16 protein-coding genes, 2 tRNA genes, 1 pseudogene and 1 CRISPR repeat array (1 of these 20 only partly in view) are annotated in these 26436 nt (G+C 53.6%); of the genes and pseudogenes, 11 read left to right on the plus strand and 8 right to left on the minus strand.

Translation table 11 applies throughout. The features are described from left to right. Window positions 1-5105: a CRISPR direct-repeat array (repeat unit 30 nt; unit sequence GTTGCAATAAGACTCTAGGAGAATTGAAAG); it begins 825 nt to the left of the window's first position. Between the two features lie 56 nt (window positions 5106-5161). After that, a pseudogene (locus tag E3E51_RS13190) lies at window positions 5162-5968 on the minus strand (hypothetical protein); the annotation flags it as partial. A 128-nt stretch (window positions 5969-6096) separates the two neighbouring features. Continuing rightward, window positions 6097-6777, minus strand: coding sequence for a thioredoxin family protein (locus tag E3E51_RS11515; RefSeq protein WP_167913237.1), 681 nt, complete (start codon window positions 6775-6777; stop codon window positions 6097-6099). Between the two features lie 131 nt (window positions 6778-6908). Here E3E51_RS11515 and E3E51_RS11520 point away from each other — a divergent pair, with 131 nt between their 5' ends. Genes E3E51_RS11520 through E3E51_RS11530 form a run of 3 tightly spaced genes read left to right on the plus strand, consistent with a single transcriptional unit; the run spans window position 6909 to window position 8993 of the window. Next, window positions 6909-7631: a transcriptional regulator gene (locus tag E3E51_RS11520; protein WP_167913238.1), complete on the plus strand. Its 723-nt coding sequence runs from the start codon at window positions 6909-6911 to the stop codon at window positions 7629-7631. After that, window positions 7603-7806 (plus strand): 4Fe-4S binding protein, encoded by a 204-nt coding sequence (locus tag E3E51_RS11525; RefSeq protein WP_167913239.1) that lies wholly within the window; start codon window positions 7603-7605, stop codon window positions 7804-7806. The genes E3E51_RS11520 and E3E51_RS11525 overlap by 29 nt, the downstream gene beginning before the upstream one ends. Before the next feature lie 5 nt (window positions 7807-7811). After that, complete coding sequence (locus tag E3E51_RS11530; RefSeq protein WP_167913284.1) at window positions 7812-8993, plus strand: NAD(P)/FAD-dependent oxidoreductase; 1182 nt, start codon at window positions 7812-7814, stop codon at window positions 8991-8993. Here the strand turns inward: E3E51_RS11530 and E3E51_RS11535 are convergent. Then, the gene (locus E3E51_RS11535) at window positions 8977-9777 is read right to left on the minus strand and encodes a hypothetical protein (RefSeq protein ID WP_167913240.1); all 801 of its coding nucleotides are present in this window, start codon (window positions 9775-9777) and stop codon (window positions 8977-8979) included. The genes E3E51_RS11530 and E3E51_RS11535 overlap by 17 nt on opposite strands. 30 nt (window positions 9778-9807) lie before the next feature. Beyond that, window positions 9808-13491 (minus strand): DNA topoisomerase I, encoded by a 3684-nt coding sequence (gene topA / locus E3E51_RS11540; RefSeq protein WP_167913241.1) that lies wholly within the window; start codon window positions 13489-13491, stop codon window positions 9808-9810. 151 nt (window positions 13492-13642) lie between these two features. On the opposite strand from topA, the gene E3E51_RS11545 reads away from it, so the two are divergent. Then, window positions 13643-13720 (plus strand) — tRNA-Pro (locus tag E3E51_RS11545). Between the two features lie 345 nt (window positions 13721-14065). On the opposite strand, the gene E3E51_RS11550 is transcribed toward E3E51_RS11545, so the two are convergent. After that, window positions 14066-14141 (minus strand) — tRNA-Arg (locus E3E51_RS11550). Window positions 14142-14186: 45 nt separating this feature from the next. On the opposite strand from E3E51_RS11550, the gene dcd reads away from it, so the two are divergent. From dcd to E3E51_RS11585, 7 genes are all read left to right on the plus strand, one after another. Next, entirely contained in the window at window positions 14187-14657 is a 471-nt protein-coding gene (dcd, locus tag E3E51_RS11555) for a dCTP deaminase (protein ID WP_167913242.1), read from the plus strand. A 339-nt stretch (window positions 14658-14996) separates the two neighbouring features. Then, on the plus strand, window positions 14997-15200 hold the full coding sequence (hpkA, locus tag E3E51_RS11560; RefSeq protein WP_167913243.1) for an archaeal histone HpkA: 204 nt from the start codon (window positions 14997-14999) through the stop codon (window positions 15198-15200). A gap of 69 nt (window positions 15201-15269) precedes the next feature. Continuing rightward, window positions 15270-16544: a TIGR04013 family B12-binding domain/radical SAM domain-containing protein gene (locus E3E51_RS11565; protein WP_167913244.1), complete on the plus strand. Its 1275-nt coding sequence runs from the start codon at window positions 15270-15272 to the stop codon at window positions 16542-16544. 74 nt (window positions 16545-16618) lie between these two features. Then, complete coding sequence (locus E3E51_RS11570; protein WP_167913245.1) at window positions 16619-17020, plus strand: toprim domain-containing protein; 402 nt, start codon at window positions 16619-16621, stop codon at window positions 17018-17020. Further along, window positions 17017-18411 (plus strand): DNA primase DnaG, encoded by a 1395-nt coding sequence (dnaG, locus tag E3E51_RS11575; RefSeq protein WP_167913246.1) that lies wholly within the window; start codon window positions 17017-17019, stop codon window positions 18409-18411. The genes E3E51_RS11570 and dnaG overlap by 4 nt, the downstream gene beginning before the upstream one ends. Before the next feature lie 62 nt (window positions 18412-18473). Beyond that, entirely contained in the window at window positions 18474-18653 is a 180-nt protein-coding gene (locus tag E3E51_RS11580; RefSeq protein ID WP_167913247.1) for a hypothetical protein, read from the plus strand. A gap of 41 nt (window positions 18654-18694) precedes the next feature. Then, a complete protein-coding gene (locus tag E3E51_RS11585) occupies window positions 18695-20413 on the plus strand; it encodes a glutamate--tRNA ligase (protein ID WP_167913285.1) in 1719 nt (572 codons plus the stop codon). Between the two features lie 57 nt (window positions 20414-20470). On the opposite strand, the gene E3E51_RS11590 is transcribed toward E3E51_RS11585, so the two are convergent. The 3 genes from E3E51_RS11590 to E3E51_RS11600 all read right to left on the minus strand — a co-directional run bounded on the left by E3E51_RS11590 (window position 20471) and on the right by E3E51_RS11600 (window position 26333). Then, window positions 20471-21763, minus strand: coding sequence for a sodium-dependent transporter (locus E3E51_RS11590; RefSeq protein WP_167913248.1), 1293 nt, complete (start codon window positions 21761-21763; stop codon window positions 20471-20473). Between the two features lie 75 nt (window positions 21764-21838). Next, window positions 21839-24340 carry a maltodextrin phosphorylase gene (malP, locus tag E3E51_RS11595; RefSeq protein WP_167913249.1) on the minus strand — a complete coding sequence of 834 codons (2502 nt, stop codon included), beginning with the start codon at window positions 24338-24340 and terminating at the stop codon, window positions 21839-21841. Window positions 24341-24452: 112 nt separating this feature from the next. Continuing rightward, window positions 24453-26333, minus strand: coding sequence for a phosphoenolpyruvate carboxykinase (GTP) (locus E3E51_RS11600; protein ID WP_346765969.1), 1881 nt, complete (start codon window positions 26331-26333; stop codon window positions 24453-24455). Window positions 26334-26436: the final 103 nt, after the last annotated feature.

Raw genomic sequence — 26436 nt, forward strand, 5'->3', positions numbered from 1 at the left:
TTGAAAGATGACTTCCACGTGTCGTAGTCCTTTACGCCGGCCTGTTGCAATAAGACTCTAGGAGAATTGAAAGACTCCCAAAATGTTATTTTCCGACCCTTTTGGGTTTTGTTGCAATAAGACTCTAGGAGAATTGAAAGTCAACCTATTCAGCACAGGCTTTGTTTCCGGGAGGGAGTTGCAATAAGACTCTAGGAGAATTGAAAGCCTCGCTAACGAAGACTTTGCCAGAGAGTTCGGCAGGGTTGCAATAAGACTCTAGGAGAATTGAAAGCTCGGAGATCTTATTGTGTATGCAATATTTCCTCAACGTTGCAATAAGACTCTAGGAGAATTGAAAGTTTTCCGTGTTACTGACTGAAGGATTTTTTTGTCTACAGTTGCAATAAGACTCTAGGAGAATTGAAAGGCCTTGACAGTGCCCGGCGCCTGAACGTTCCAGTCGGTTGCAATAAGACTCTAGGAGAATTGAAAGATAACCCGCCAAATTTTGCCAGCGGGTGGCTGAATGAGTTGCAATAAGACTCTAGGAGAATTGAAAGGGTAACTGAACGGCTGGACCCAGGGCTGCCCCTGCTTGAGTTGCAATAAGACTCTAGGAGAATTGAAAGCTTATCGGTGAGCGTACGTATATCTGGTTCGGTAAAGTTGCAATAAGACTCTAGGAGAATTGAAAGCCGCCCGTGGCGGTGATAGCCGACGTCAGGGTCATCAAGTTGCAATAAGACTCTAGGAGAATTGAAAGCGTTTCTATGTAGTACGGTAGCTTCGTCCGGGTTCCCGTTGCAATAAGACTCTAGGAGAATTGAAAGCCCAGAGGACGCGGAAGATGCCGTCGCGGACGCCTGGGTTGCAATAAGACTCTAGGAGAATTGAAAGCTTCGAGAGAACCCGCTCAATCTGCTCCTGAATCGAGGTTGCAATAAGACTCTAGGAGAATTGAAAGCTCTGACATCATAGAAGTCAGAAAAGACGGCTCTCTCGGTTGCAATAAGACTCTAGGAGAATTGAAAGCTGTCGAGACAAAGCCCGCGTTGGTGTACTCCAAGATGGTTGCAATAAGACTCTAGGAGAATTGAAAGAATGGACTTCCAAGGCTCATTGAGACTATGATTTTCTCGTTGCAATAAGACTCTAGGAGAATTGAAAGCGGAAATATCGCTTGCACGGCTTTGGCATTAAGTTCGGGTTGCAATAAGACTCTAGGAGAATTGAAAGGCCGGCCGATATAAACCAGAGCATCAGCGTTGCTCCAGTTGCAATAAGACTCTAGGAGAATTGAAAGGAAGACTCGTGGAGTGATAACCCGCGAGCAACACCTGTTGCAATAAGACTCTAGGAGAATTGAAAGTGCTCTCACCCTCCCATCACGAACTTTGGAATGAGCTGGTTGCAATAAGACTCTAGGAGAATTGAAAGCTCTTCTGCTTCCCCTTCAGCAGATTCTTCATTTTCAGTTGCAATAAGACTCTAGGAGAATTGAAAGCTCGGTGCGGAAGACGGAAAAGAGTATTCACTTCTCGGGTTGCAATAAGACTCTAGGAGAATTGAAAGTGTCTTTGTCAGTTAGTTCGACGAGTGGTCTAATTCTAGTTGCAATAAGACTCTAGGAGAATTGAAAGAAGGTGGGGGGCTTTCCATTGACTTTAATCAAAGGATGTTGCAATAAGACTCTAGGAGAATTGAAAGTTTTTCACCCTCCAACGCTGTAGTCCACGATGATGCCTGTTGCAATAAGACTCTAGGAGAATTGAAAGTATTTCCTTTATATAGAATCTATATGGAAAATCGAAGGTTGCAATAAGACTCTAGGAGAATTGAAAGGGTGTCGTCGACGCCATCCAGGTTGGTGTCGAGCTTGGTTGCAATAAGACTCTAGGAGAATTGAAAGAGGATTGCCGCGACGCTGAAGCTCACAACGCCCTTGAGTTGCAATAAGACTCTAGGAGAATTGAAAGATCAAAAGACTACGAGGTGATGGAACATGGGGGATATGGTTGCAATAAGACTCTAGGAGAATTGAAAGCCGGAGAGGCCGCTCGACCTCCAGTTTAAGGACTGGCAGAGTTGCAATAAGACTCTAGGAGAATTGAAAGTGAGCGGGACGCCGGCCCCACCCTCGACCTCAAGCGGGTTGCAATAAGACTCTAGGAGAATTGAAAGTGATTATCACCTGCCCAAGAACGAGTCGCCCATTTATAGTTGCAATAAGACTCTAGGAGAATTGAAAGTGAGCGGGACGCCGGCCCCACCCTCGACCTCAAGCGGGTTGCAATAAGACTCTAGGAGAATTGAAAGTGATTATCACCTGCCCAAGAACGAGTCGCCCATTTATAGTTGCAATAAGACTCTAGGAGAATTGAAAGGGAGCGAGCTCGGCGACATAACGGAGCTGATAAAGTGTTGCAATAAGACTCTAGGAGAATTGAAAGCCCCTCCAACCGACGGAGCCAACGGCGTCCACAAGGTTGCAATAAGACTCTAGGAGAATTGAAAGTCATGTAAATCCACGCCGCAAACTTCTCCAACTGCTGGTTGCAATAAGACTCTAGGAGAATTGAAAGTTCTTCTCGTAGATGCGCTTCTCGTCAATGAGGTTCTCGTTGCAATAAGACTCTAGGAGAATTGAAAGTGAGGATGAGCAAGGCCACCACGACGTTCAAGGAGATTGTTGCAATAAGACTCTAGGAGAATTGAAAGGAAAGGTGCAGGGTTCAGCAGGCCATAGGTGCCGTTCAGTTGCAATAAGACTCTAGGAGAATTGAAAGCTCGATAAACCGCTCGGCTGAGACCTCCCAGAAAGGTGTTGCAATAAGACTCTAGGAGAATTGAAAGAAAATTGATGGGGGGCGCTCAGCGCCTCCAGTCGATGGGTTGCAATAAGACTCTAGGAGAATTGAAAGGGGAGCATGAGGCCCTCCGGCAGGTCAATGAGGAAGTTGCAATAAGACTCTAGGAGAATTGAAAGAAATCTTGGTAGCTTGGTCGCCCATAACAACCACCCAGTTGCAATAAGACTCTAGGAGAATTGAAAGGCTGAGGATGCTCGCTTGGGTCATCGCATATCACCAGGTTGCAATAAGACTCTAGGAGAATTGAAAGAAGGTCGGGTTGCCGAGGGCGTACTTGACGGCCTCGGTTGCAATAAGACTCTAGGAGAATTGAAAGGACTTTTTGTCAGGCGTCGCCTTCTGCAGGGTGTTGTTGTTGCAATAAGACTCTAGGAGAATTGAAAGCCTGATAATCGACCCGGCCATCACAAAGGACAACAGTTGCAATAAGACTCTAGGAGAATTGAAAGTGAGTTGCGGGCGAAGGTACTCGCTCCAGTCCTCTATGTTGCAATAAGACTCTAGGAGAATTGAAAGGCTTATCACGTAGTTCCAGTACTCATCTGGGTCCTTGGTTGCAATAAGACTCTAGGAGAATTGAAAGGAGCTCGTGGGGGGAGACCTCAATGCTTTTTTAGAGTTGCAATAAGACTCTAGGAGAATTGAAAGAAACTGAACGTCTTTCACGACACTCGGCGCCTCTACAGTTGCAATAAGACTCTAGGAGAATTGAAAGAGTGGAGTCCGCGGGGCACGTGAGACGGGCCCATAATTGGAGTTGCAATAAGACTCTAGGAGAATTGAAAGTCTTTTCATCAGCTATCGCAGAACCTTCCCCCGCAGGTTGCAATAAGACTCTAGGAGAATTGAAAGGACGGGGGTTGTGGGGGGATGCTAGACGAAGGGTTTACGTTGCAATAAGACTCTAGGAGAATTGAAAGCTTCATATACTACGTCGTCGAAGTATACCGTTGTGCGTTGCAATAAGACTCTAGGAGAATTGAAAGAGCTATTTCGGTGAAAACGTTCGCTTTAAGCACTGCCGTTGCAATAAGACTCTAGGAGAATTGAAAGCCCAGAGCCTGGTAAAAAAGTCAAACTGAAGTGGGACGTTGCAATAAGACTCTAGGAGAATTGAAAGCAGTGATTACAAACCACGCCTCTGCTATCATTCTGCGTTGCAATAAGACTCTAGGAGAATTGAAAGAGAGGGTCCGCTCCTAACGCTCCGCGCAAGGATCTCCGTTGCAATAAGACTCTAGGAGAATTGAAAGTGAACTTCACTTCGACGTTCGTGAACTTCCACATCAGGTTGCAATAAGACTCTAGGAGAATTGAAAGGGAATCGACGTGGAGGAATTCCTTCAGTGGCTGGAGGGTTGCAATAAGACTCTAGGAGAATTGAAAGCCTTGGTGAATGGTGTGGCTTGTACTCTGATCTCGTCGAGTTGCAATAAGACTCTAGGAGAATTGAAAGTATGTCGTCGCGAATCTGATGTATCCGCGCTCGCACGGTTGCAATAAGACTCTAGGAGAATTGAAAGATACCTCATCGTCACCGTCGTGACGGCATGGGACGAGAGTTGCAATAAGACTCTAGGAGAATTGAAAGAAGACATAGGCTTCCTCCAGAATCCAGTAGAGAACCGCTGCAATAAGACTCTAGGAGAATTGAAAGCAATTATCCTCAAATACATGGAGATGGACATTATTGGCTGCAATAAGACTCTAGGAGAATTGAAAGAGCTCCTCGGCAAGGAGTCTGAGGGTATTGAGAAGGCTGCAATAAGACTCTAGGAGAATTGAAAGAAAAGCAGGGCTGGATTAGGAAGGGCGTCGCTGAGGGCTGCAATAAGACTCTAGGAGAATTGAAAGAGGAGCTACCGACTGCGGAAGGTTGAAAAAGCGGACGTTGCAATAAGACTCTAGGAGAATTGAAAGCTAAGAGTCGACGAGATCAGAGTACAAGCCACACCAGTTGCAATAAGACTCTAGGAGAATTGAAAGAAAAGATGACACGAGGAAGACATCACCCGGGACCTCAGTTGCAATAAGACTCTAGAGAATTGAAAGGGTCTCGACCTGGACCTGTCTCACGAGGTCGTCAGCGTTGCAATAAGACTCTAGGAGAATTGAAAGATGATCTACGAAGACAAGCTCGACCTGTCAAAGATGAGTTGCAATAAGACTCTAGGAGAATTGAAAGAAACCTATACAGCATACTATTACCTCGCTGATTACATAGTTGCAATAAGACTCTAGGAGAATTGAAAGACAATCCCACCCAGAGTCAGGAGTCCTCTCATACCCGGTTGCAATAAGACTCTACTGCTTATTTCGTCGTTCATCGGGACGTGAAGTGGCATCGGATCGTAGTAGTCGAGTCCCTTCATGAGGGCGGTTGAGAAGTACCAGAGCGTCTTCCTGACTTTCCTGCCCTTTATCCTGGAGAAGCTCGCCTCCATGCAGTTGAAGGCCGCGTGAAGGAGAACTATCATGTCTATCTCCACGCCCCGCCGGAGGAGCCTCTCCCTCTCCGGGTCCCTCCTGAGGTCCTTTATCCTGTAGCCGCTTCTCGTCTGCTCATCGTAGGGAACCTCGATGTCGTAGATGCCCTCCACCCGGGGGTCGTAGACGAGGACGTCCGTTCCCCCGACTATGGTGAGCCTCCCGTCCCTGACTTCAACGACCGTGTTCTCCGTGCTCAGAACGGGCATCCCGGCAGCCATCGCAAGGACTGACATGGTGCTCTTCCCGGTGTGGGGATAACCTACGAAGAGAATAGCCTTCCCGTTGGGGGCCACCACTCCAACGGAGTCCGTTATGAAGACCCTGCCCAGCTTTGCGCCGGCCCTTGCCGCCGCCTGCAGGATGAAGAATATCGGTGCCTCGTTGCCGTACGCCGAGGGAACCCCTGACTCTATCTTGTACTCGTCCCTGCCCATGTAGTCGTAGGCGGCGCTGAACACCCTGAACCTCTCGCCATTGAACCGCTCCACAATGACCTGCGCGTCGCCCGCGCCCTCCCCCACGTCCGGAAGATAGCGCCTCGCGAAAAGTCCGGTGAAAGCGTTCTCAAAACCGTCGTCGAGTTCTCCGGTGAATTTAACGTTCACACCGCCGATTCTCGTCCCCATTTGCCCACCCGGTATGGGCTGGGCTGAGGGATTTATAACTTTTCCGTGGAAGGTCTGATGGACTGGGCACATTGACCGGACCGTCACGGAACCTCACGTATAACGAAAGGAAATAGAAAACTGGGGCCTCACTCAAGGGCCGCGAGGAGCTTCTCCATGAACATCTTCTCCGGGTAGGCACCCTCGAACTGGACCTTGTCCTCGCCGTCGACGATGATGACTATCTTCGGAACGGCCATGACGCTGTACTGGTCGGCCCACTCCGGATACTCGATGGCCTCGACCATGTCACCTAGTATCCTGCCCTTGCCGGCGTTGGTGTTCTCGATGGCGAACTTGTGGGCCATCCTGACGGCGAGCGGGCAGTACGGGCAGGTCGGGGTGACGAAGACGAGTATTCTGACGTCCCTGTCAACGTTGGCGAGGGCCTCCTTGCTCTCCGGCATCAGGTCAGTGGACGCGTTGCTGACATCGACGATGCTCTCAAGGAATGCGCCGAACTCGTGGCCGGCCGGAAGGCCGAAGAACCTGACGCCCATGTCCTTACCGTCCCGGGTGAGCGTGATGGCAGGGGCGCGGTCGATCCTGTACTGCTCGGCTATCTTCCTGCCCTCCTCGCTGTCGAAGTCGTGGAACTCGTAGGTGAGCTTGTCGCTGAGCTCGCTGAGTTCCTGAATCAGCCCTTTAAGCTGGTCGCAGTACTGGCAGTGCTCCTTACCTATGAACCCGATAATCTTAACGGGGTTCGTCATCTTAGAGAAGAATTCCTCCTTGATGACCTTTTTGTCCGCATCGCTAATCAATCCCATTCCAAACACCTCCACATAAGGTTTATAACGATTGGATTATAATCTCTTCATGGAATTCAACTCCGGTTTGCAACCTAAGGTTAAATGTTCACTATATAAGCTTTACGTCACAGATTTGGGTGGTGTAGGTCATGGGTGAACCCGACATCTTTTACATACTGGGGAACAAAGTGAGGCGCGATCTGCTCAGCCACCTCACATGTACGGAATGCTACTTCAGCTTCCTCAGCAGCAAGGTTAGCGTGTCATCAACGGCAGTAGCCAAGCACCTTAAAATCATGGAGCGCGAAGGCATCTTGAAGTCCTACGAGCGGGAGGGGCCCTTCATCGGCCCCGCAAGGAAGTACTACAACATAGCCCTTTCAAGGACTTACGTCACGACGGTGACGCCGAACCTCTTCTGGTACCGCGGTCTGGATCTCAATGAGTCACCCGTTGAGAAGGTCAGCATTGATCTGACGCAGATACCCACGGATCACGAGAGCCTCCTTGGCATGGTGAGTTCGTTCCTGGAGCTAACTTCGGAGCTTGAGAAGATACTCCTAGCACTGCAGGCCATTGAGAGCAGGCGCGACAGACTCATGAAGGAGCTGAAGGAGAGGTATCTCAAAGAGATAGGCGACATGACCCAGCTGGCAATACTGCACTACCTCCTCCTCACGGGTGAGGCCACCGTCGAGGAGCTGAGCGACAGGCTCAACCTCAAGGAGAGGGAAGTTCTTGTAAAGGCACAGGAGCTGGACAGGTTCGTACCGTTAATAATAAAAGACGGAACTATCAAAATCGACAAGGACAAGCTAAACCAAAAGCTTGGCGGTGTCGAATATGCCGGAGAAAATAAAGGTCGTGGTTAACGAGGACAAGTGCTACCTCTGCGGTGGCTGTGCTGGAGTCTGCCCAACGCTTGCAATAAACGTAAGCCCATCAAAATGGGAGTTCTTCCAGGACAAGTGCATCTACTGCAGGATATGCATTGCCGCCTGTCCAGTGGGCGCACTGAGCGCTGAACCCCTGGGGGTGGGAGAGTGAACGAAATGAAATACGACGTTGTTGTGGTGGGAGCTGGAATCGCCGGCCCCCTAGTCGCGAGAAACGTTGCTAAAGCCGGGTTTTCTGTTCTTCTCATCGATAAAAAACCAGCCATCGGCACGCCCAAGCAGTGTGCCGAAGGCATAAGCATCAAGGTCTTTGAGAAGTACGACATACCCTACGACGGGCGCTTTATCAACCGCGAAATCTACGGTGCCAAGCTCTACTCCCCCAGCGGGTACGAGCTTGAGCTCCGCTACAAAGAGGCCAGCGGCGTTATCCTGGAAAGAAAGGTCTTCGACAAGATGCTGGCCTACTATGCAGCAAAAGCTGGAGCCGACGTCCTTGCCAGAACCGAGGCACTGGACGTCATCAGAAAGGACGGAAAAATAGTCGGAATCAAGGCAAAGCACGAAAACGAGCCGATTGAGATTCACGCCGACATTATAGTCGCGGCCGACGGCGTGGAGAGTACGATAGCGAGAAAGGCCGGCATAAACACCTACGCTCCCCCGCACGAGTTCGATTCCAGCTACGAGTACGAGATGCTCATCGAGGGCTACGACCCGGACCTGATACACCTCTGGTTCGGCAACGAGGTTGCCCCGAGGGGCTACGTCTGGGTCTTCCCGAAGGACGAGGACAGGGCCAACGTTGGAATAGGCATCAACTCCGACAACCCGCAGACGGCCAAGTACTACCTCGACAAGTGGCTGAGGGAGAACAAGATCCCGGCCAAGAAGCTCCTGGAAATAAACGTTGGTATCGTTCCGGTGGGCGGCTTCGTCAAGGAACTCGCCAGGGATAACGTTCTCGTCGTCGGCGACGCCGCCAGGCAGGTAAACCCGATGCACGGCGGTGGAATGGCCGAGGCCATGGAGGCTGGAACGATAGCAAGCAGGTGGATAGTCAAGGCCCTCGAAGAGGAGAATCTCTCGCTCCTCCAGAACTACACCAGGGAATGGTGGGAAAAGGATGGAAAGAGGCTTGAAAAGGTCCTGAAGGTTAGAAAAGTAACGGAGAAGCTCACGGACGAGGACCTGGACCTCTTCATCCAGATACTCAGCGGCGCCGACGCTGAGAAAATAGCGGGAGGAGACTACGGAGAGGTTATCAGGGCGCTCCTCAAGCACCCGAAGGTCATCCTCAGCCCGAGGAGAATAAAGCTCCTCAGGGAGCTTCTCTGAGCCTGAACCCTTTTCCATTCTTCCTTGAAAACACCACTATCTCCCTTGCCCTCCCGACGCTCAGGCTTCCCCAGGGGGAGTGTAGGTCTTTGGAGTTCTCGATGAGGTAGTAAAGCTCCACGTCGCCGGAAACCGTTTTTCTAAAGGCTGAAACGTCGGGGAGCTCGGCTATCCCCTCGCAGGTTCCGTCGGAGCATTCCAGTGGTTCTTCGTCGAGTCCCTCGCCGAGCTCAAGGGCGAGAAGCCGGGCAGTTTCATCGATCGAAGCTGGATACAGCCTGTAAAGCCTCCTGACGGCCTTCAAGAGAACGGGAAAGCGCCTGTCTCCCTTGTCTATCCCGTAGCCGATGCTCCTCAGCGGATCCCTGACCGGCTTTCCATGGAGGGCGTTCCTGAGCTGGACGATGCGGTTGGCCCATACCATCGTCGGTTTCGGCTCGCCGAGGAGGGAGAAGCGCCTGTCAAGGGAAAAACCCCTTTCAGGATTCAGATCCCTGAGAGGAGAAAGCCAGAGGTCAAGTTCCGGCTCGCTGACCAAGAGGTGGCCGGCTTTGAGGACGTCGAGCCCCTCAAGGAACAGCCGGTAGGAGCCCTCGATGACATCATCCCGTCCGATGGGAAAAGCGTAGAGGCTTGCGTCGGCCAAACCGAGGACGAACGTCGACTGAACCTCAAGAAGGCTCGCCAGGGTTACTTCATTCAGCCTAACCTCATCTCTCAGCCTTTCGAGGAACTCGCGGGCATTGTCGAGCAGAACCTTGGCGGCCCTTTCCCACTCGTCCATGACAAGAACTCCGCAAAAGGGAAGATAAGGCTATCGCTTCCAATCCCTGCAGTTCATGTCAACGCATATCTCGTACTCGCGGCCCTTCTCGCGTATCTTAACCACCGGTGCGCCGCCGCAGCAGGTTTTGTTGGTCGGGATTATCTCGCCGCGCTGGAGGAGCGGGTAGGTGACGTTGCACTTGGGCCAGTTGGAGCAGCCGACGAACCTCTTCCCGGTCTTTCTGTTATAGCGCACCACGAGGTCGCCGCCGCACTTGGGGCACTTGCCTATCACGAGGGGCTCCTTCCTCCGCTCTCCCCCGTCAACGGCCTTTTTAACCGCCTTCTCCTCTTCCTCGCTGAGCTCCTTTACTGCACCGGCTTTTCTGGCGGCCGTTTTTGAGGTGGTCGCCCCGGTTCCAGTAGTCTCCATGAGCATCTTTCCGATGTCGAGCTCCTTCTCCTTGAAAACCTGGAGGATTTTGATGAGCTGGTTCTTGCTCTTCTCGATGACGCCCTCCCTGTCGGCCTTCCCGGCCATAATCTCCTCCATCTTCTCCTCGAAGGCCTTCGTCAGCTCGACGCTCACTATGTCGGGCACGTTCTTCTCCAGGGCCTCAACGACGCGCATGCCGAGGGGAGTGACCTTTATCTTCCGCTTGCCCTCGATGTAGCCGCGGCTGTAGAGGGTCTCCAGAATCTGCGCGCGGGTGGCCTTGGTCCCTATGCCTAGGTCCTCCATCCTCTTGATAACCGCCGCGGGCGAATAGCGCGCGGGGGGCTTCGTCTTCTTCTTCTCACGCTTTATCTGAATGACCTTGACCGGCTCGCCCTCCTTAAACGCGGGAAGGATCACCTCGTCGAACTTGACGTACTTGCCGTAGACCTTCAGCCAGCCCTCCTTCATTGTCCTCGCCCCACCCAGGATGAAGCGGTGGGAGTTGGAGTTTATTACGACCTTCATTATCTCCCTCACCGCTGGCTCCATGAAGAGGGCCAGGAAGCGCCTGACCACGAGGTCATAGACCTTCTGCTCATCCTTCGTGAGGTCACCGGGCTTCGGAAGCTCCCCAGTTGGGTAGATTGCTGGGTGGGCGGGGTCGTCCTTCTTGCCCTCGACGGGCTTGAGCCGCTCCTTACCAAGAAGCTCGTGGGCGAAGGGCTTGTACTCAGGCAGCTTGGCGAGGTTCTGGAGAATGGAGCGGAAGTTGAGGTTCTTGGGGAGCTTCTGTGATGAGGTGCGGGGGTAGGAACAGTTGTGAACGACGACACCGTTGGCAATGAAGTTGTGGTAGTTATCAACAACAAGGTCGTAGACCTTGCCTCTGTAGTGGAACTTTTCAATGGATTTTATTTCGAGAACGTAGACGTCGCCTGTGGCAATCCTGCGAAGGTCCTCATCGGTCAGGTAATCCCTGATTCTTTCGAGCTTGTCGAGGCTTATTCCATGTCCGTGGGCTGTCTGGTTGGACATATCAAACTCTTTCCAAAGGGTGTTGTCGGTTCTTAGCTTCCCGCTCCAGTCCCTAACTCTGAGAACGCTGTAATGATGGGAATACACCTTTCTCCTCCTAATCGCAACCTTCCGAACCTTCTCAAGGTCCCGACTCTTCACTCTCAGGTAATCCTTCATGACCTCGTAGAACCTGAGTGCATCGCGGGAGTAAACCTTAAGTTCGTACGCCACTAAATTGCCCTGACTGCCCTTTTTCTCCCATAGGTACGTGCCAACGCCGAGGAGTTGCCACATGAGCTTGACGGTGTATATTGCCCCCCTGTTCTTGGACGTTAGGACGATTTGCGGGGACATGGATTTCCCGCCACCGGTTGGTTTCGTCCCAATGTGGCTGTCCGCATCGTAGTAGCCAGCCAGGAAAGAGGCCATCCATTTGGGCTTTGCCATTATCTCACCGGGAATCTCGAATACCTCGGTTTTGTTCCCATAGGGACAGCCAAGGAGCTCAAACAGCCTCGTCAGGGACTTGCTACGCAGGATTATCAGCTTGTATTTTCCATCGTACGCAAAGGGAACACCGAGGGACTCCGCAACTTCCCGGAGTGCTTTTACTGTCTCCTCCGTCCTCTCCTTGGCCGAAATCGTTATTTGGCCCTTCCTATCTAGATGGCCGTCCCCAACGACAAAGCCGAACAGATACCAGAAGTCCTCATTGAACTCAAAAGAAATTGGCGTTGTTGAGGTTCCGTAAGAGAACCCCTTGAAAACATTTCTTGCTTCCCCCTTTGATATTACACCTCTCTCCATAAGGAACCTGAAAATCTTCACCGGCATTTTGCCTCTGAGATACTTGTAGTAGGTAGGCTCCTTGATTTTGAACCTCCATAGAATCTCCACTTTCAGGCCCGCTCTCTTTATCCTTTCCCGTATAATTCTTCCGAAGGCAGGCTCGTAGAGAATATAATCCTTCATCGAGGAGGCATTTTTGAGAATAAAGCCCAAGAGAGTGGGAGCTGAACTCACTCCTTTGAATTGTCCCCGGTTTAAAAGAAAAACAATCTGGTCGTCTTCCTTGAGCTCCCCTGCGGGTACGAAAATAAGCTTGTCGTCCCGGTAAACCAGAACGGGATGGTCTCCAGTAAGATAAAGCTCCGTTCTGTCGCTGAGGGTAACTTTGTACATGGGCTCATCCGCATCCCTTTCAAGGAGCCTGTACCTGGCCCTTGATAACTTCAAATCAAAGTCAAGGGCAAACACCTCCCCCTCCTTGGGCAACTCTTTGATTTTCTTCACTCCACCTGGGGTTGGAATGAGGGAGTCCGGATGCAGGCAGTAGCCTTTCTCGTACAGCTTCTGTGCAATCTCCAGAGTCTTCTTCGGGGAGTAACCGAAGGCGGAATAAGCTTCCCTCTGCAGGGTTCCGAGGTCGAAGGGCACCGGCGGATTCCTTTTCTGCTGCTTGACCTCGACCTTCTCGACGAAGGCCGGGCCCTTCTTAGCCTCCTCGACGATGCGCTTCGCCTCGTTTTCATCGAGTATGCGCTCCTTCTCATAGACCGCCGTGTACTGCTCCCCGTTCTTCTCAAGGAGCATCTTGATTACCCAGTATGGGGTCGGCTTGAAGTTCTGAATCTCCTTCTCCCTGTCAACCAGAAACTTAAGCGTCGGACCCTGAACGCGGCCTGTGGAGAGAACCTGCCATTTGCCGCTTGCGCGTTTTATTGCCGAGGTTAGGGCCCTCGACAGGTTCACACCCCAGTACCAGTCGAGGACGTGGCGTGCTATTCCGGCATCGGCCATTCCGAAGTTTATCGTCGGTTCGAGGTTGTACCATGCCTTGAGGATGTCCTTTTTGGTGAGGGCGGAGAACTTCATTCTCTTCGCCTTGGCGGGGTCAACGCCGCAGGCGTACTTGAGGGCTGTATAGCCGATAACCTCACCCTCCGTGTCGTAGTCGCAGGCCACCACGAACTCGTCCGCCCTCCTAGCGAGCGTTGCCAATGCCTTGATGTAGTCCTTGGCGTAGCTTTTCCCCTTCTCGGCGACATAGACGGGCACCCACTCGATGTCAAAGATGGGGTAGCCGTAGGTCTTCACCTTTGGGGCGAGGGAGAAGAGGTGGCCCACGGCGGGGGCGACTATTATCTTCTTTCCGTCGCGGGTGAACTCGTAGTAACCTACCTTCCCTATCGTTTTTCTAACGGGTTTGCCTTCCGCCAGTGCATAGGCGATTTTTCTCGCGACGTTGGGCTTCTCGGCTATGATGAGCGTGACCATAACGACACCTTGAGGCGATAGGCGGGTGGATTATAAAAATCCTGCGGAGCAAGCTTTTGGAAAAAGATTGCTACGAACGTTTGGTGAAGCTTTTCCAAAAGCTTCCAGCGAAAAGCTTAATAAGGAACCCCCCCATGCACCTACCGCGGGCGGGGCCGTAGGGTAGCTTGGTCCATCCTGCGGGCTTTGGGAGCCCGTGACCCGGGTTCGAATCCCGGCGGCCCCACCACAACGAAAGACAAGGGGGCCCGGCCCTTATCTCTCGGTACTCTCAAACCCCTGTAGTTTTCATCGAAGTTTGTGATTCCTCTCTGGATTGCTGTGCTGTTTGGATAGGATTTTCACTTAAGTTGGCAGTTGATTGGATTCTTTTGGGAGGTGTACTTCAATGGTTCGGTCTTTTTAGCGCTCCGGAGGAGCGCGGTGTGAGTTGAACCCGTTAAAAAGCGCCTTTTGGCGATGAATCCATTGTAAAGTCAACCATTAAAACAGGAAAATCTGCTAAAAATCTGACCCCTCAAGAAGGAATCACGACCTTTTGATCAAACTTTTGCGGGGCAAAAGTTTGTGTTACTGGCGGGCCCGGCGGGATTCGAACCCGCGACTACCGGCTCCGAAGGCCGGCGCCATGTCCCCTAGGCCACGGGCCCTCGGAAGTGTTTTAAGGGACGGCAAAATAAAGCTTGCGGTGACTGATGATGCTCCCGGACTGGAAAATCAGGAAGGAAATTCTAATCGAGCCCTTCAATGAAAAGTCCCTCCAGCCGGCAGGCTATGACCTGCGCGTTGGTAGGGAGGCGTACATAAATGGGGAACTAATCGACGTTAGAGGAGCCGGAAAAGTGGTGATTCCCCCCAGGACCTACGCCCTCATCCTGACCCTGGAGCGTGTGAAGCTCCCCGACGACGTCATGGGGGACATGAAGCTCAGGAGCAGCCTCGCCAGGGAAGGTCTGCTCGGCTCGTTCGCGTGGGTTGATCCTGGCTGGGACGGCAACCTAACCCTTGGAGTCTACAATGCCTCGGATAAGCCGGTTGAACTTGCCTACGGGGAGCGCTTTGTCCAGATAGCATTCATCAGGCTGGAAGGGCCAGCGAAAAATCCGTACAGGGGAAACTATCAGGGAAGCCAACATCTCGTGCTTTCGAGGAGGAAATCGAAATAACCCGACTACCCGCTAACCCCTGTTCTATTTCTTGGGGTATTCCTGGGCAGATAAAAACCAGCTCACATTCCCCCGTGACCTGTCGGCCGATAAACGCTGGCATCATCCGGTTACGGGTCTACGGAGGCATCATCCAGGTGGGGCCTTCTATGGCATGTTGTGCTTTTGCCAGGTTATCTATTGCTGGGAATGCCCATGAAAATATTCGACTAGTTCAGTCGATTGTATTCAAAGGCCCATTGGACATCTGGCCGACGTAGGTGGCCCCTTTTACCGAAAGGTTTATATATCTCCAATTTCCAAGAGGATACCGAAAAACCCTTCATGGAGGTGTTGTGAATGGCTGAGTTGCCGATTGCTCCAATTGACAGGCTTATAAGGAAGGCCGGTGCCGAGAGGGTCAGTGAGGAGGCTGCTAAGATTCTTGCCGAGTACCTTGAGGAGTACGCTATCGAGCTCAGCAAGAAGTCCGTCCAGTTCGCCAGGCACGCTGGCAGAAAGACCGTTAAGGCCGAGGACGTTAAGCTCGCTCTCAAGGCCTGATGGCCTTTTTGGCTTTTCTATCCTTTCCCCAACCGTTAGCGTTTTAAGTCCCTTCTCAAGGCTTCAAACATGCCCGAGATAGCGGTGAGAATGACAAAGCGCAACCACAACGCCTTCGTCCATCTCCTCGGCGCCCTGGAGAGCCAGGGCTTTGACCTGGACGGGCTTTTGATAACCAAGGATTTTAAAGAGATACTTCGGGCGAGGCCAAGGGTGGTTCTGTACTCCTTTTTTACGGAGGAGATATGGGGGGCCCTGCCCGATGAGGTACGCATCCTGAAGGAGAAAGGGGCCCTCCTCGTTGCCGGAGGCTACCACGCGATAGCCATGCCGAGGCACACCCTGAGCCGGCTCGGCTTTGACATCGCGGTTATAGGCGAGGGGGAGGAGGTTCTCTACCGGCTCCTCACCGTGCTGAAAAAGACCGGGTACCGAATCACAAAGGATCTCCTGAACGTTCGGGGGCTGGCCTTCTACCTCAACGGCGAGTTCGTTTTCACGGGCTTTGCCAAGGTCGAGGACTTCTGGCGTTTCCCGCCGTATCCCGAGAGCGTCCGTCTCATATCGCCGATAGAGATAACACGCGGCTGTCCCTTCGGCTGCTACTACTGTCAAACACCCTACATCAAGGGGCTGAGGATGAGGCACCGGCCGATAGACCAAATCGTAAAGTACTCCCGCAGGATGAGGGACATGCGCTACATAACGCCGAACGCCTTCGCCTACGGCTCCCCTGGGGCGATTTTAAATCTCAACAAGCTTGAGGCTCTCCTTAGGGCCCTTCAGCCCCTCAGGGAAGAGGGCAGAAGGCTCTACTACGGCACGTTCCCGAGTGAGGTTCGTCCGGAGTTCGTCCTTCCGGAGACGCTGGAACTCCTCATAGACTATGCAGACAACAGAAGGCTGGCCATCGGGGCGCAGAGCGGCGATGATGCAATGCTCAAGGCCATGCACAGGCTCCACCGGGTCGAGCACGTTCAGCGGGCAGTCGAATACATGCTTGAGTACGGCTTTGAACCGGTCGTTGACTTCATCGTCGGCCTTCCGAATGAAACTGGGGAGAGCCAGAGGAAGAGTATCGAGCTGATGAAGTGGATAATGACCAAGGGAGGGAAGGTAAGGGCTCACTACTTCATGCCCCTCCCCGGGACTCCATGGGCGCGCTGCAAGCCGAGCCCGCTGAGCGAGGAGATGAAGAAGTTTCTGGGCAGGATGGCGGCTAAGGGGAGGATAGAGGGCTCGTGGGGCAAGCAGGTTGAACTTTCCAGGAAGCTCCAGAAACTCATGGACGAGTTCTATGAGGAGCCGATGAGCCACACCGTGCCCGTGCGCAGCGTCTGCTGATGTAAACAAAAAAGCGTCAAAAATCATCCAATAGACTTATAACCCCCTTCTTTAGTTACCTAACCGACGGCAACATGTACGCCGAAAACTATAAAAGATTCCTAGAGCTTATAGATAAACTGCGAGAGTTTGAGGGAGTCCTCATCGTGGAGGGCCCGCGAGACGAGGTGGCTCTGAGGAATCTGGGGGTCAGGGCGGAGATAATAAGGCTCTCCCGCCTGCCTTTAACGGAAATTGCGCTCATCGCGTCATCACATAAAGAGGTCATGATACTTACGGACTTCGACAGAAAGGGCGAAGAACTCGCAAGGAAGCTCCTCCGGTATCTGGAGGGCTATCCCTGCAGGGTTGATGCAGAGACGCGCAGGGAGCTCAGGAGAATAGCAAAGAAGGACATCAAGGGGATTGAAGACCTCTACGGCCTTTACCTTAAGGTCGTCTCCGTTTCTGACCCCCCTCTGGAGGGGATTCGATGAAGAGGAAGAAGACAGTGCTTCACCACATTTTGGCTGAAAAGCAGAAGTTTGAAAAACGGAAAGAAGGTGGTGGTATGTCAGCCAAAGATGAGTTTGGAACCACAAAGTACGTAATATACGCGGAGTTTGAGGCGAACGGAATTGTTGAAAGGCCGGACGTTGTTGGTGCTATTTTTGGTCAAACTGAAGGCCTCCTGGGTGACGATCTCGATTTAAGGGAACTTCAGAAGACCGGAAGGATTGGAAGGATAAGGGTTGAGGTTCACACCAAAGCCGGAAAGACCTACGGAACGATAACCGTTCCGTCGAGCCTCGACAGGGTCGAGACGGCAATCCTTGCTGCCGCCCTCGAAACCATCGACCGCGTTGGTCCTGCCGAGGCCAAGATAAAGGTTCTCCGCATCGAGGACGTCAGGGCGACCAAGAGGAAGTACATAATAGAGAGGGCCAAGGAGATACTGGAGAGCCTGATGGAGCAGGAGATACCGGAAACGCAGGAGCTGACGGAGGAGGTCAAGAAGGCAGTCCGCGCCAAGGAGCTCATCGAATACGGGCCGGAGAAGCTTCCTGCAGGGCCCCACGTACCGTTCTCGGACTCAATCATAGTCGTCGAGGGCAGGGCCGATGTTCTCAACCTGCTCAAGCACGGCATAAAGAACGCCATAGCCGTTGAGGGCACCTCCGTTCCCGAGACCATCATAAAGCTCAGCAAGGAGAGAATTGTTACCGCCTTCACCGACGGCGACCGCGGCGGCGAGCTCATCCTCAAGGAGCTCCTGCAGGTGGCGGATGTTGACTACGTGGCAAGGGCACCGGAGGGCAAAGAAGTTGAGGAGCTTACCAAGAAGGAGATAGTCAAGTCCCTCAGGAGCAAGGTTCCGGCCGAGCAGGTCATAACCGAGATATTCTACAAGGGCAGGAACTTCTACGACGTCATCAAGGAAAAGGAGAAGGCAAAGGCCAGGGAGGAGAAGAGGGAATCCAAACCGCCCGTCCAGGCTGTGACTCCGCCGCAGCCGCAGAAGGTTGAGGAGAGGAGGCACCAGCCGGAGCCCAGGAGGGAGGAGCGCATAATAAAGCCCATCCAGCAGCCGAAGCCGAGCGAACTCGATGAGTTCGGGGAGTTCATAGAGAAGGTTAAAGCCTCCAAAGAGTCGATGGCACTCCTCCTCAATAAGGACAAGAACACCGTTGCGGAGATACCGGTCAGGGAGCTCACGAACCAGCTCAGGGAGCGTAAGGACGTCTATGCGGTGGTATTCAACGGCGTCATCACCCAGAGGCTCATCGACACGGTGAGCGAGAGCGGCGTCAAGTACCTCGTCGGCGCGAGGAAGTACAACGTCGTCAGGCGTCCGATAAACCTCAAGATAGTCACCTTCGCGGAGTAAATTTTCCTTTTCTCTCTTCTTTGGGCATAACCTTTTTAATCACATGGAGTAATACTTCCCAGGTGCTCTCCATGAGGGTCGGGATGCTGCTCTTTGGAATGGGTCTTATACTGTTTGGCATTTTGGTGCTCCTGGCAGGTTATACTAGCATAGGCCTGTTCTCCGGCATCGTTGGCCTAACTATCATGTTCCTTGAAGCAATTGTAGGGGAGGGAGAGAACGGCGAAACTCCCGAAGACTAAACTTTATAACCACTCCCGCCTTTCTTCCCCCGGTGAGGAGAATGAACGTGGAGGAGCTTATACTGAAGTACGCGCTCATCAACGCTTACACCCACAAGGGGAAGGCGAATCCCAAGGCGGTTATAGGAAAGGTTCTCGGCGAGAACCCTGAGCTGAGGCCGAAGGCCAAGGAAGTGATTCCTCTGGTGAACGAAATCGTGGAGAAGGTCAACGGAATGAGCATCGAGGAGCAGGGAGCCAAGCTCAGGGAGATTTATCCCGAGTTCTTTGAGGCAAAGAAAGCCAAGAAGGAGGAAAAGAAAGGCCTCCCGCCCCTGCCGAAGGCCGAGAAGGGGAAGGTCGTTACCCGCTTCGCCCCCAATCCGGATGGAGCCTTCCACCTGGGCAACGCGAGGGCCGCTATTCTGAGCCACGAGTACGCGAGGCTCTACGGCGGCAGGTTCATCCTTCGCTTCGACGACACCGACCCAAAGGTTAAGAGGCCCGAACCCAAATTCTATGACTGGATACTGGAAGACCTCGAATGGCTCGGCTTCAAGATAGATGAGATACACATCGCCAGCGACAGGCTGGAGATATACTATGACTACGCTGAGAGGCTCATAAAGGGCGGAAAAGCCTACGTCTGTACCTGTCCGCCTGAGAAGTTCCGCGAGCTTAGGGACAAGGGCATCGCCTGCCCGCACAGGGAGGAGCCGGTCGAGGTTCAGCTGGAGCGCTGGAGGAAGATGCTGAACGGCGAATACAAGGAAGGAGAAGCCGTCGTCAGGATTAAGACCGACCTCAAGCACCCCAATCCTGCGGTGAGGGACTGGCCGGCGCTGAGAATAATCGACAACGCGGACCACCCGCGCGTCGGTGACAAGTACCGCGTCTGGCCCCTCTACAACTTCGCCTCGGCCATAGACGACTATGAACTCGGCGTTACCCACATCTTCCGCGGCCAGGAGCACGCGGAGAACGAGACGAGACAGCGCTACATCTACGACTATTTCGGCTGGGAGTACCCGGTCACCGTCCACCACGGAAGGCTGAGCATAGAGGGCGTGATTCTCAGCAAGTCCAAGACGAGGAAGGGAATCCAGGAGGGCAAGTACCTCGGCTGGGACGACCCAAGGCTCGGAACCATAAGGGCCCTCAAGAGGCGCGGCATAAGGCCGGAGGCAATAAGGCAACTCATCATCGAGGTCGGCCTCAAGCGGAGCGACACGACCATAAGCTGGGACAACCTCGCGGCGATAAACAGGCACATCATCGAGCCGATAGCCAACAGGTACTTCTTCGTGGCCGATCCGATACCCATGTACATAGAGGGCTATGACGAGGAATTCATTGCCGAGATTCCGCTCCATCCGGACCATCCGGAGCGCGGTGTCAGGAGGCTCAAGTTCGTGCCTGGAAAGCCGGTTTACGTCTCAAGGGACGACATGGAGCTCTTCAAGCCGGGCAGCTTCGTCCGCCTTAAGGACCTCTTCAACGTCGAGATAATCGAGGCGAGCGAAGACGGGATTATGGCGAAGTTCCACAGCGTTGACTACGAAGTTGCCAGGGAGCACCGCTGGAGGATGGTTCACTGGGTCACCGAAGGAAAGCCCTGCGAGGTTCTCGTGCCTGAGGGAGACGAGCTGGTGGTCAGAAAGGGTCTCCTGGAGAGCGATGCCGGGGTCAGCGTGGACGACGTTGTCCAGTTCGAGCGCTTCGGATTCGTCAGAATCGATGAGGTTGGGGAGAAGGTCGTGGCGATATTCGCCCACAGGTAACGCGCTGCCACCTTTTCTTATCCTTTTCACAGGGATTAAAGAAAAATAGAAGGGGCATCATACGGCCGTTTTCTGGGCGACCAGCCTGTCGCCAAAGAGGCCGAAGAGCAACACGATGGCCGCCAAGACACCCGAGACCACGTAGAGTCCTCCTGTCCTGAACACGCCGAAGAAGGCATAGAGGCCCCCAACCACGAACGCGAGAGAGCCTACTGCAACCACCGCCATAGCGGGCACAGAAAGCTTCTTTCCGGATGAGACCACTGGGTATAGCTCGTATGTTGCCGTGAAGAACGTGGCAAGAACAACCGCCTTGAGTACCATATCGGCTACCGACGGTGGAGAGTCAAAGATACCGATCAGGAGGGAGGTTCCTATTAGGTATGTCGCGGCCCTGTTTCTTCCTGTACCCATCATCGATCCGATGATCTGAATGCCAATCTCTGCGGTTGGGAGCAGGCTGGTCACACCGGCGAAGAACGTGGAAAGACCTATCAACGCCAGGAGCATGGGGTAATCCGCGAGTATGGTGGGAAGGTCGGCCATCATCTGAATGGCGCCCTCTTCCCCGCCGTAGACGTACTGAATGAGTCTTTCCGGCGTTGTGGGGGCAATGGCGTAAACCACGGTTATGGTTGACAGAACGCCTATGAGGAGCTGGATGAGTATACCCGTTCCGATGATGACCTTGGCGTTGAAGCGCTCGTTTATGAAGCTGCCCAGCATGAGGTAGAAAGCCATTCCCAGGCCGACACCGTAGAGGGCCCTTTCCGCGGCAGTTTTTATCAGGGCAAGGCTCAGTTCGTGTCTGGCAAGTATCATATGCTTGGCCAGCCCCAGAAACGCCGCGTTCTCCGGTATCTGAACCTTAAAGGCAACGGCGGTCACCGTCACAGCGATGACGAAGACTATCGAACCAAAGGCCATTATGGAGAACGTCTTCTCCTTGACCCTAGTGAGTATCAGAAAGACTATGATGAACATCAGTACCTTTGCTATCAGCCTGGCAATGGTTCCAGTGCCTAGGAGGGGAGAGAGCACCGTCAGCATGGTGTTGGCCGTGTAGTACGAAAGGAACATCGCCACGACGATAAAGATGGACAGTACCATTGCAGGCCGCCTAGAAACCTTGTTATAAAGCTCGACGAAGTAGTAGCCAGACTTCATAACCGTCTCTGCTTCGAGTATGGCTATGTACGTAAACACGGCGAGGAAGACCATGTACACTGCTATTCCTGTAATGCCGTATTGGAGCCAGAACTGGGGAAACAGACCTATGCTACCGATGCTCGTGGCGAATCCTGCAACCAGGAACGTAAGATACAGGGTCCACTTCTTCACTTCATCCATAGTTCCACTCCCCGTGAGTTGTGCAGCTTTTACAACGGACGCTTTAGGTTAAAAAAGATGAAATACAATGAAAGTTCAAGCGTCGAAGCCCCTCCACTTAACCAGTCCAAGCAGGAACCTGTGGGGCAGCTTCTCGTGGTGCGGGTAAACACGGAGCGCGTAGTGCCAGCAGGGGTCGCCGAGGTGCCTCAGGGCGGTTCCCTCGTAGGTGTAGAGCCACCTGTTCCCGCCGAGATCCTTCGGGTGCCTAAGCTCGATGATGTAGGGCTTCTCAACGTGGTAGCCCTCAGCCTTGACGCCGTAGTAGAGTTCGACCCTCACGTCCTCCGGCGCGAGTCCGTCGAGGTACACGGTGACATCAAAGCCGCTTCTGTCTTCCCTGACCCGAAGGTCCTCTATCCGCACGCTGTCCCACGACGCCGTGACGCGGTCCTTCCAAGCGGCTATCTCCTTGGTCCCCCTGTAATTCTCGCGGGTGAGCCAGATGTGGTTGCTCATGGCCTTCGCGTAGAACCTGCCGACGTACTCCTTGACCATCCTGTGGGTGCTGAAGCGCGGCGCTATGCTCTTGATGCTCTCCTTCATCATGTATATCCATCTCTCCCTGTTGCCGTAGTAGGTCGGGATTATCTCCCTCTCCAGGAGGTCGTAGAGCGCCCCGGCGTCCTTGGCGTCGTCGGCCTCGGTCTCCGGCTCCGTGCTCTCCTCGCCAACGACCCAGCCGTTCTTACCGTTGTAGCCCTCGACCCACCAGCCGTCGTAGATGCTCGCGTTGAGGACGCCGTTTAGTCCTGCCTTCATGCCGCTGGTTCCGCTCGCCTCCATCGGCCTGCGCGGCGTGTTGAGCCAGACGTCAACCCCCGCCACCATGAGCCTGGCGCTGCCCATGTCGTAGTTCTCCATCACGAATATCTTGCCCCTGAACTCGGGCATCTGGCTGACTTCGTAAACGCGTTTGAGGAACTCCTTGCCGGCCTCGTCCATCGGGTGGGCCTTTCCGCCGAAGACCAGGTAAACCGGTCTTTCGGGGTCGTTGAGGATTCTCTTCAGCCGCTCAAGGTCAGTGAACAGAAGGGTTGCGCGCTTGTAGGTTGCGAAGCGCCTGGCAAAGCCGATTATGAGCGCGTTCTCGTCCATGTCCGGTAAGGGATCGTCCGTTCCAAGGCGCTCGTTCCGCCTCATGACCTTCCTCCTGAGGAACTCTATGAACTGCCTCTTGGCTTCGAGGTGCGCCTCCCAAAGCTCCTCGTCGGGAATCATCTCGACGGCGTACCAGAGGCCTTCGAGGTTGGTGTGCTCGCGCCAGATCTTGCCGAGATAGCGGTCGAAGAGCTTCCTCATCTCGTTGTGAACCCACGTCATGGTGTGGATTCCGTTTGTGATGCCCTCGATGGGTATCTCGTCTATCGGGACGTCGGGCCAGAGGTCTTTCCACATGCGCTTGCTGACCTCCGCGTGGAGCTGGCTTACGCCGTTGACGTAGCTCGAAGTTCTTATGGCCAGGAGGGTCATGTTCAGCTGGTCGTCCTCCCTTCCGAGCTCCAAAAGCTCTTCCCTGCCCTCAAGGAACTTTGCCAGTCTCTTCCTAACCTCATCTATCGGGAACCTGTCGTGCCCCGCCGGAACCGGGGTGTGTGTGGTGAAAACAGTCGTGCCCCGAACTATGCTGAGCGCCTCGGTGAAGGTGAGGCCCTCATCCATGTACCAAGCGATCCTCTGGAGGTTCGCAAATGCCGGGTGTCCTTCGTTGAGGTGAACCACGCCGGGTTCTATTCCAAGGGCTTTCAAAAGTCTCATGCCGCCGATTCCCAGGAGTATCTCCTGCTTTATCCTCTTGTCTACCTCCGCGTTGTAAAGGTAGTCGCATATCGTCCTGTCGTCGGCGTCGTTCTCCGGTACGTCAGTGTCGAGGAGGTATATCTTCACCCTGCCGACCGTGACCTCAAAGGCCCTCGCGTATATGATTCTGTCCTCTATTGGAACCTCCACCAGCAGGGGCTTTCCGTCCTTGCCGAGAACTGGTTTAATCGGCATCTCACCCGGCCTGTACTCCGGAAAGACCTCCCTCTGCCTGCCGTCCCTCTCGATTTCCTGCCGGAAATAACCGTGCTTGTAGAGAAGGCCAATCGCGATGAACGGCAAACCGAGGTCGCTGGCGGTTTTGACGTGGTCTCCTGCCAGGATGCCTAGTCCCCCGGAGTAGATGGGCAGGCTTCTGCTTATCCCGTACTCCATGCACAAGTACACTATCGGCCTGTCCCACTTGGGGTAGTTGGTGGAGAACCATGTGGACTGAGGGTTCATGTAGCTCTCAAACTGCTCGGTGACCAGGTCGTAGAGGTTCATGAAATCGTCATCCTTGAGAAGCTCGCGGAGGCGGCTCTGGGGAACGTCGAGAAGGAGCTTAACCGGGTTCTTGTGCTCCATCCACAGCTCTGGGTCTATGTACTCCCAAAGCTTTGTGGCGCGCCGGTTCCAGCTCCACCAGTAGTTGTACGCCAGCTCCGCCAGATCCTTCAGGGGATGTGGAAGCTTCTCCCTGATTACATCTTGGGTACAGGTGTCGAGTTCAACCATGGCAACCACCCGTGTATCATCTTGGGTGATACGTAATCGGAATGAACCTTAAAAAGTCTTGCCGCTCGGCGTTTGACGAAGACTCCCAAAATGAGAAAATCGAGAGAAAAGCTCACCCCGCCTCAAGGGCGAAGGGGCTGATGTAGTCCCCGTACTTCGCTCTGGCCTCAAGAAGGCGCTTTCTCTCTTCCTCAAGAACCTGGAAGAGCTCCTCGGGGACTTCCTTGACCTTCTCGCGGTATATCCTTTCGATGCGCTCAATCTTCGCCAGCAACTCGGGAATCCTTATCGTGAACTGCTTCTCGTAGGCTTCCCTGGTGTACTCCTTGTTCAGAACCTCCCTGAAGAGCCTCGCCAAATCCTCGTACTTCGGAATGTAACCTATCGGCGTCTCAATGGCATCGACGTCGCCGTGAACTCTTAACTCCATCCACTTGAGCCAGACTGCTTTATCGAGCTTGTGGTTGAGCCAGTTGCCGTTCTCGTCGCGGAGGAAGTAGTTGACGGCGAATATCCTTGGGGCCTTCCTCAGCTTCTTCTCGAACTCAAGGTAGTTCCTGATGTAGTCCCCCAGCGGAACGCTCATGAAGTCGAGTATGGCCATCGGGTTAAAGGCACGGACGCCCTCCTTACCGAGGGTCGCAGCGGTCGTCTCGCTCTCAAGGGCGGCGCCCATCGTAACGACGCCGTGCTTCCAGTTGAAGGCCTCTCTCACAGGAGGCCAGGTGTCCTTGTCGCGGCCGCCGAATATCATTCCGCCGACCTCAACGCCGCACGGGGCTTCGAGGGCCTCCAAGTCAACGTTCGGGAAGTGCTCAAGGCTGACTGTAAAGCGCGCGTTCTTGTGGCTCGGAGGTATCTCATTTCCTTCGGCGTCCTTCTTTCCGCGCCACCACTTTCCGCTGTGGTTCTCGCCCTCCTCCGGAATCTCAACACCCATCTCGTTCCAGTAGGGCTTTCCTTCCTTGACGAGAACGTTCGAGAAGATTATCTCGACCGGTGAGTGGAGAACCCGCCAGATAATCGGGTCGTCCTCCGGGTTGACGCCCTGGATGATGCCGAAGACGCCCTTCTCGACGTTGGCTCCCCGGGCAACGCCGTTGAATGGCATTATAAAGGCCAAATCGTCGCCGACGATGTTCTCCCAGCTTATCATGGCGGTGGATGTCTTTCCGCACATGCTCGGGTAGGCGCCGGTGAAGTAGGTCTTCCTTCCGTTGGGGCCGTTGACGCGCATCAGGAACATGTGCTCACTGAGCCACCCTTCCCTGATGGCGCGCTGGATGGTAAGCCTGAAGGCGAGCTTCTTGAGGCCTATGGTGTTCCCTCCGTACTGGGTGTTGACGGAGTAAACAGTCTCCCCGATGAGGTCTATGTAGATGCGCCTCCTGTCGAGGTTCTTGCTGGTCTTCCTCTCGTCGAGTTCGCCGGCGGAGTGGACGAAGCGGAAGAACCTAGCCTGCCTCCCAAGGCGCCTGAATTCCTCGTAGCCCTTCCGATAGAGGATGAACTCTGAGTGGGCTACGTAGGCTGAATCGGTGAGCTGGACGGCTGGAATCGTGAAAACCGAGTTCTTCGGCCCAAGGACGAAGAAGCATACGAAGAGCTCCTTGCCGCGCATAACACCCTTCATAAGCTCCCGTATCTCCCTCAAGCCTTCGTCCCTGTCCTTGGTGTTGAGGAAGGGAATCTCCTTACCTCCGGGAACGAGGAGCTTGGTGTTGGCCTTGTCCCTAGCCTGGTCGTAGTAGTTGTCGTAGTGGACGGTGTGGTTGGGGGTCTCAAGGATTCTTTCCTCCCCATAATAGAGGGCCTTCCAGCGGACGTAGTGCTCGTCCTCTTCGCTATCGGTGCAAACGAAAACCTTATCGGGCTCAAGCCATTCGATCCATTCCGCCAAAAACTCGTGGAGTTCGGGATTGTTTATCGCCCTGATTTTTTCAAACTGCTCTTTGTCGAGGAGCCTTTCAAGCCTCTCCAAGGCGTTCATAATATCGCCTCCGATGGGAGTTGGATTTGAACTTAAAAATTCTTCGTCGTTGTGACCAGCGAAAAGCTCAATCCGGACATTTTCTTGCCTGGATCCTGCAGAAACA

The organism is Thermococcus sp. 21S7 (assembly GCF_012027615.1).
GTDB lineage: Archaea > Methanobacteriota_B > Thermococci > Thermococcales > Thermococcaceae > Thermococcus.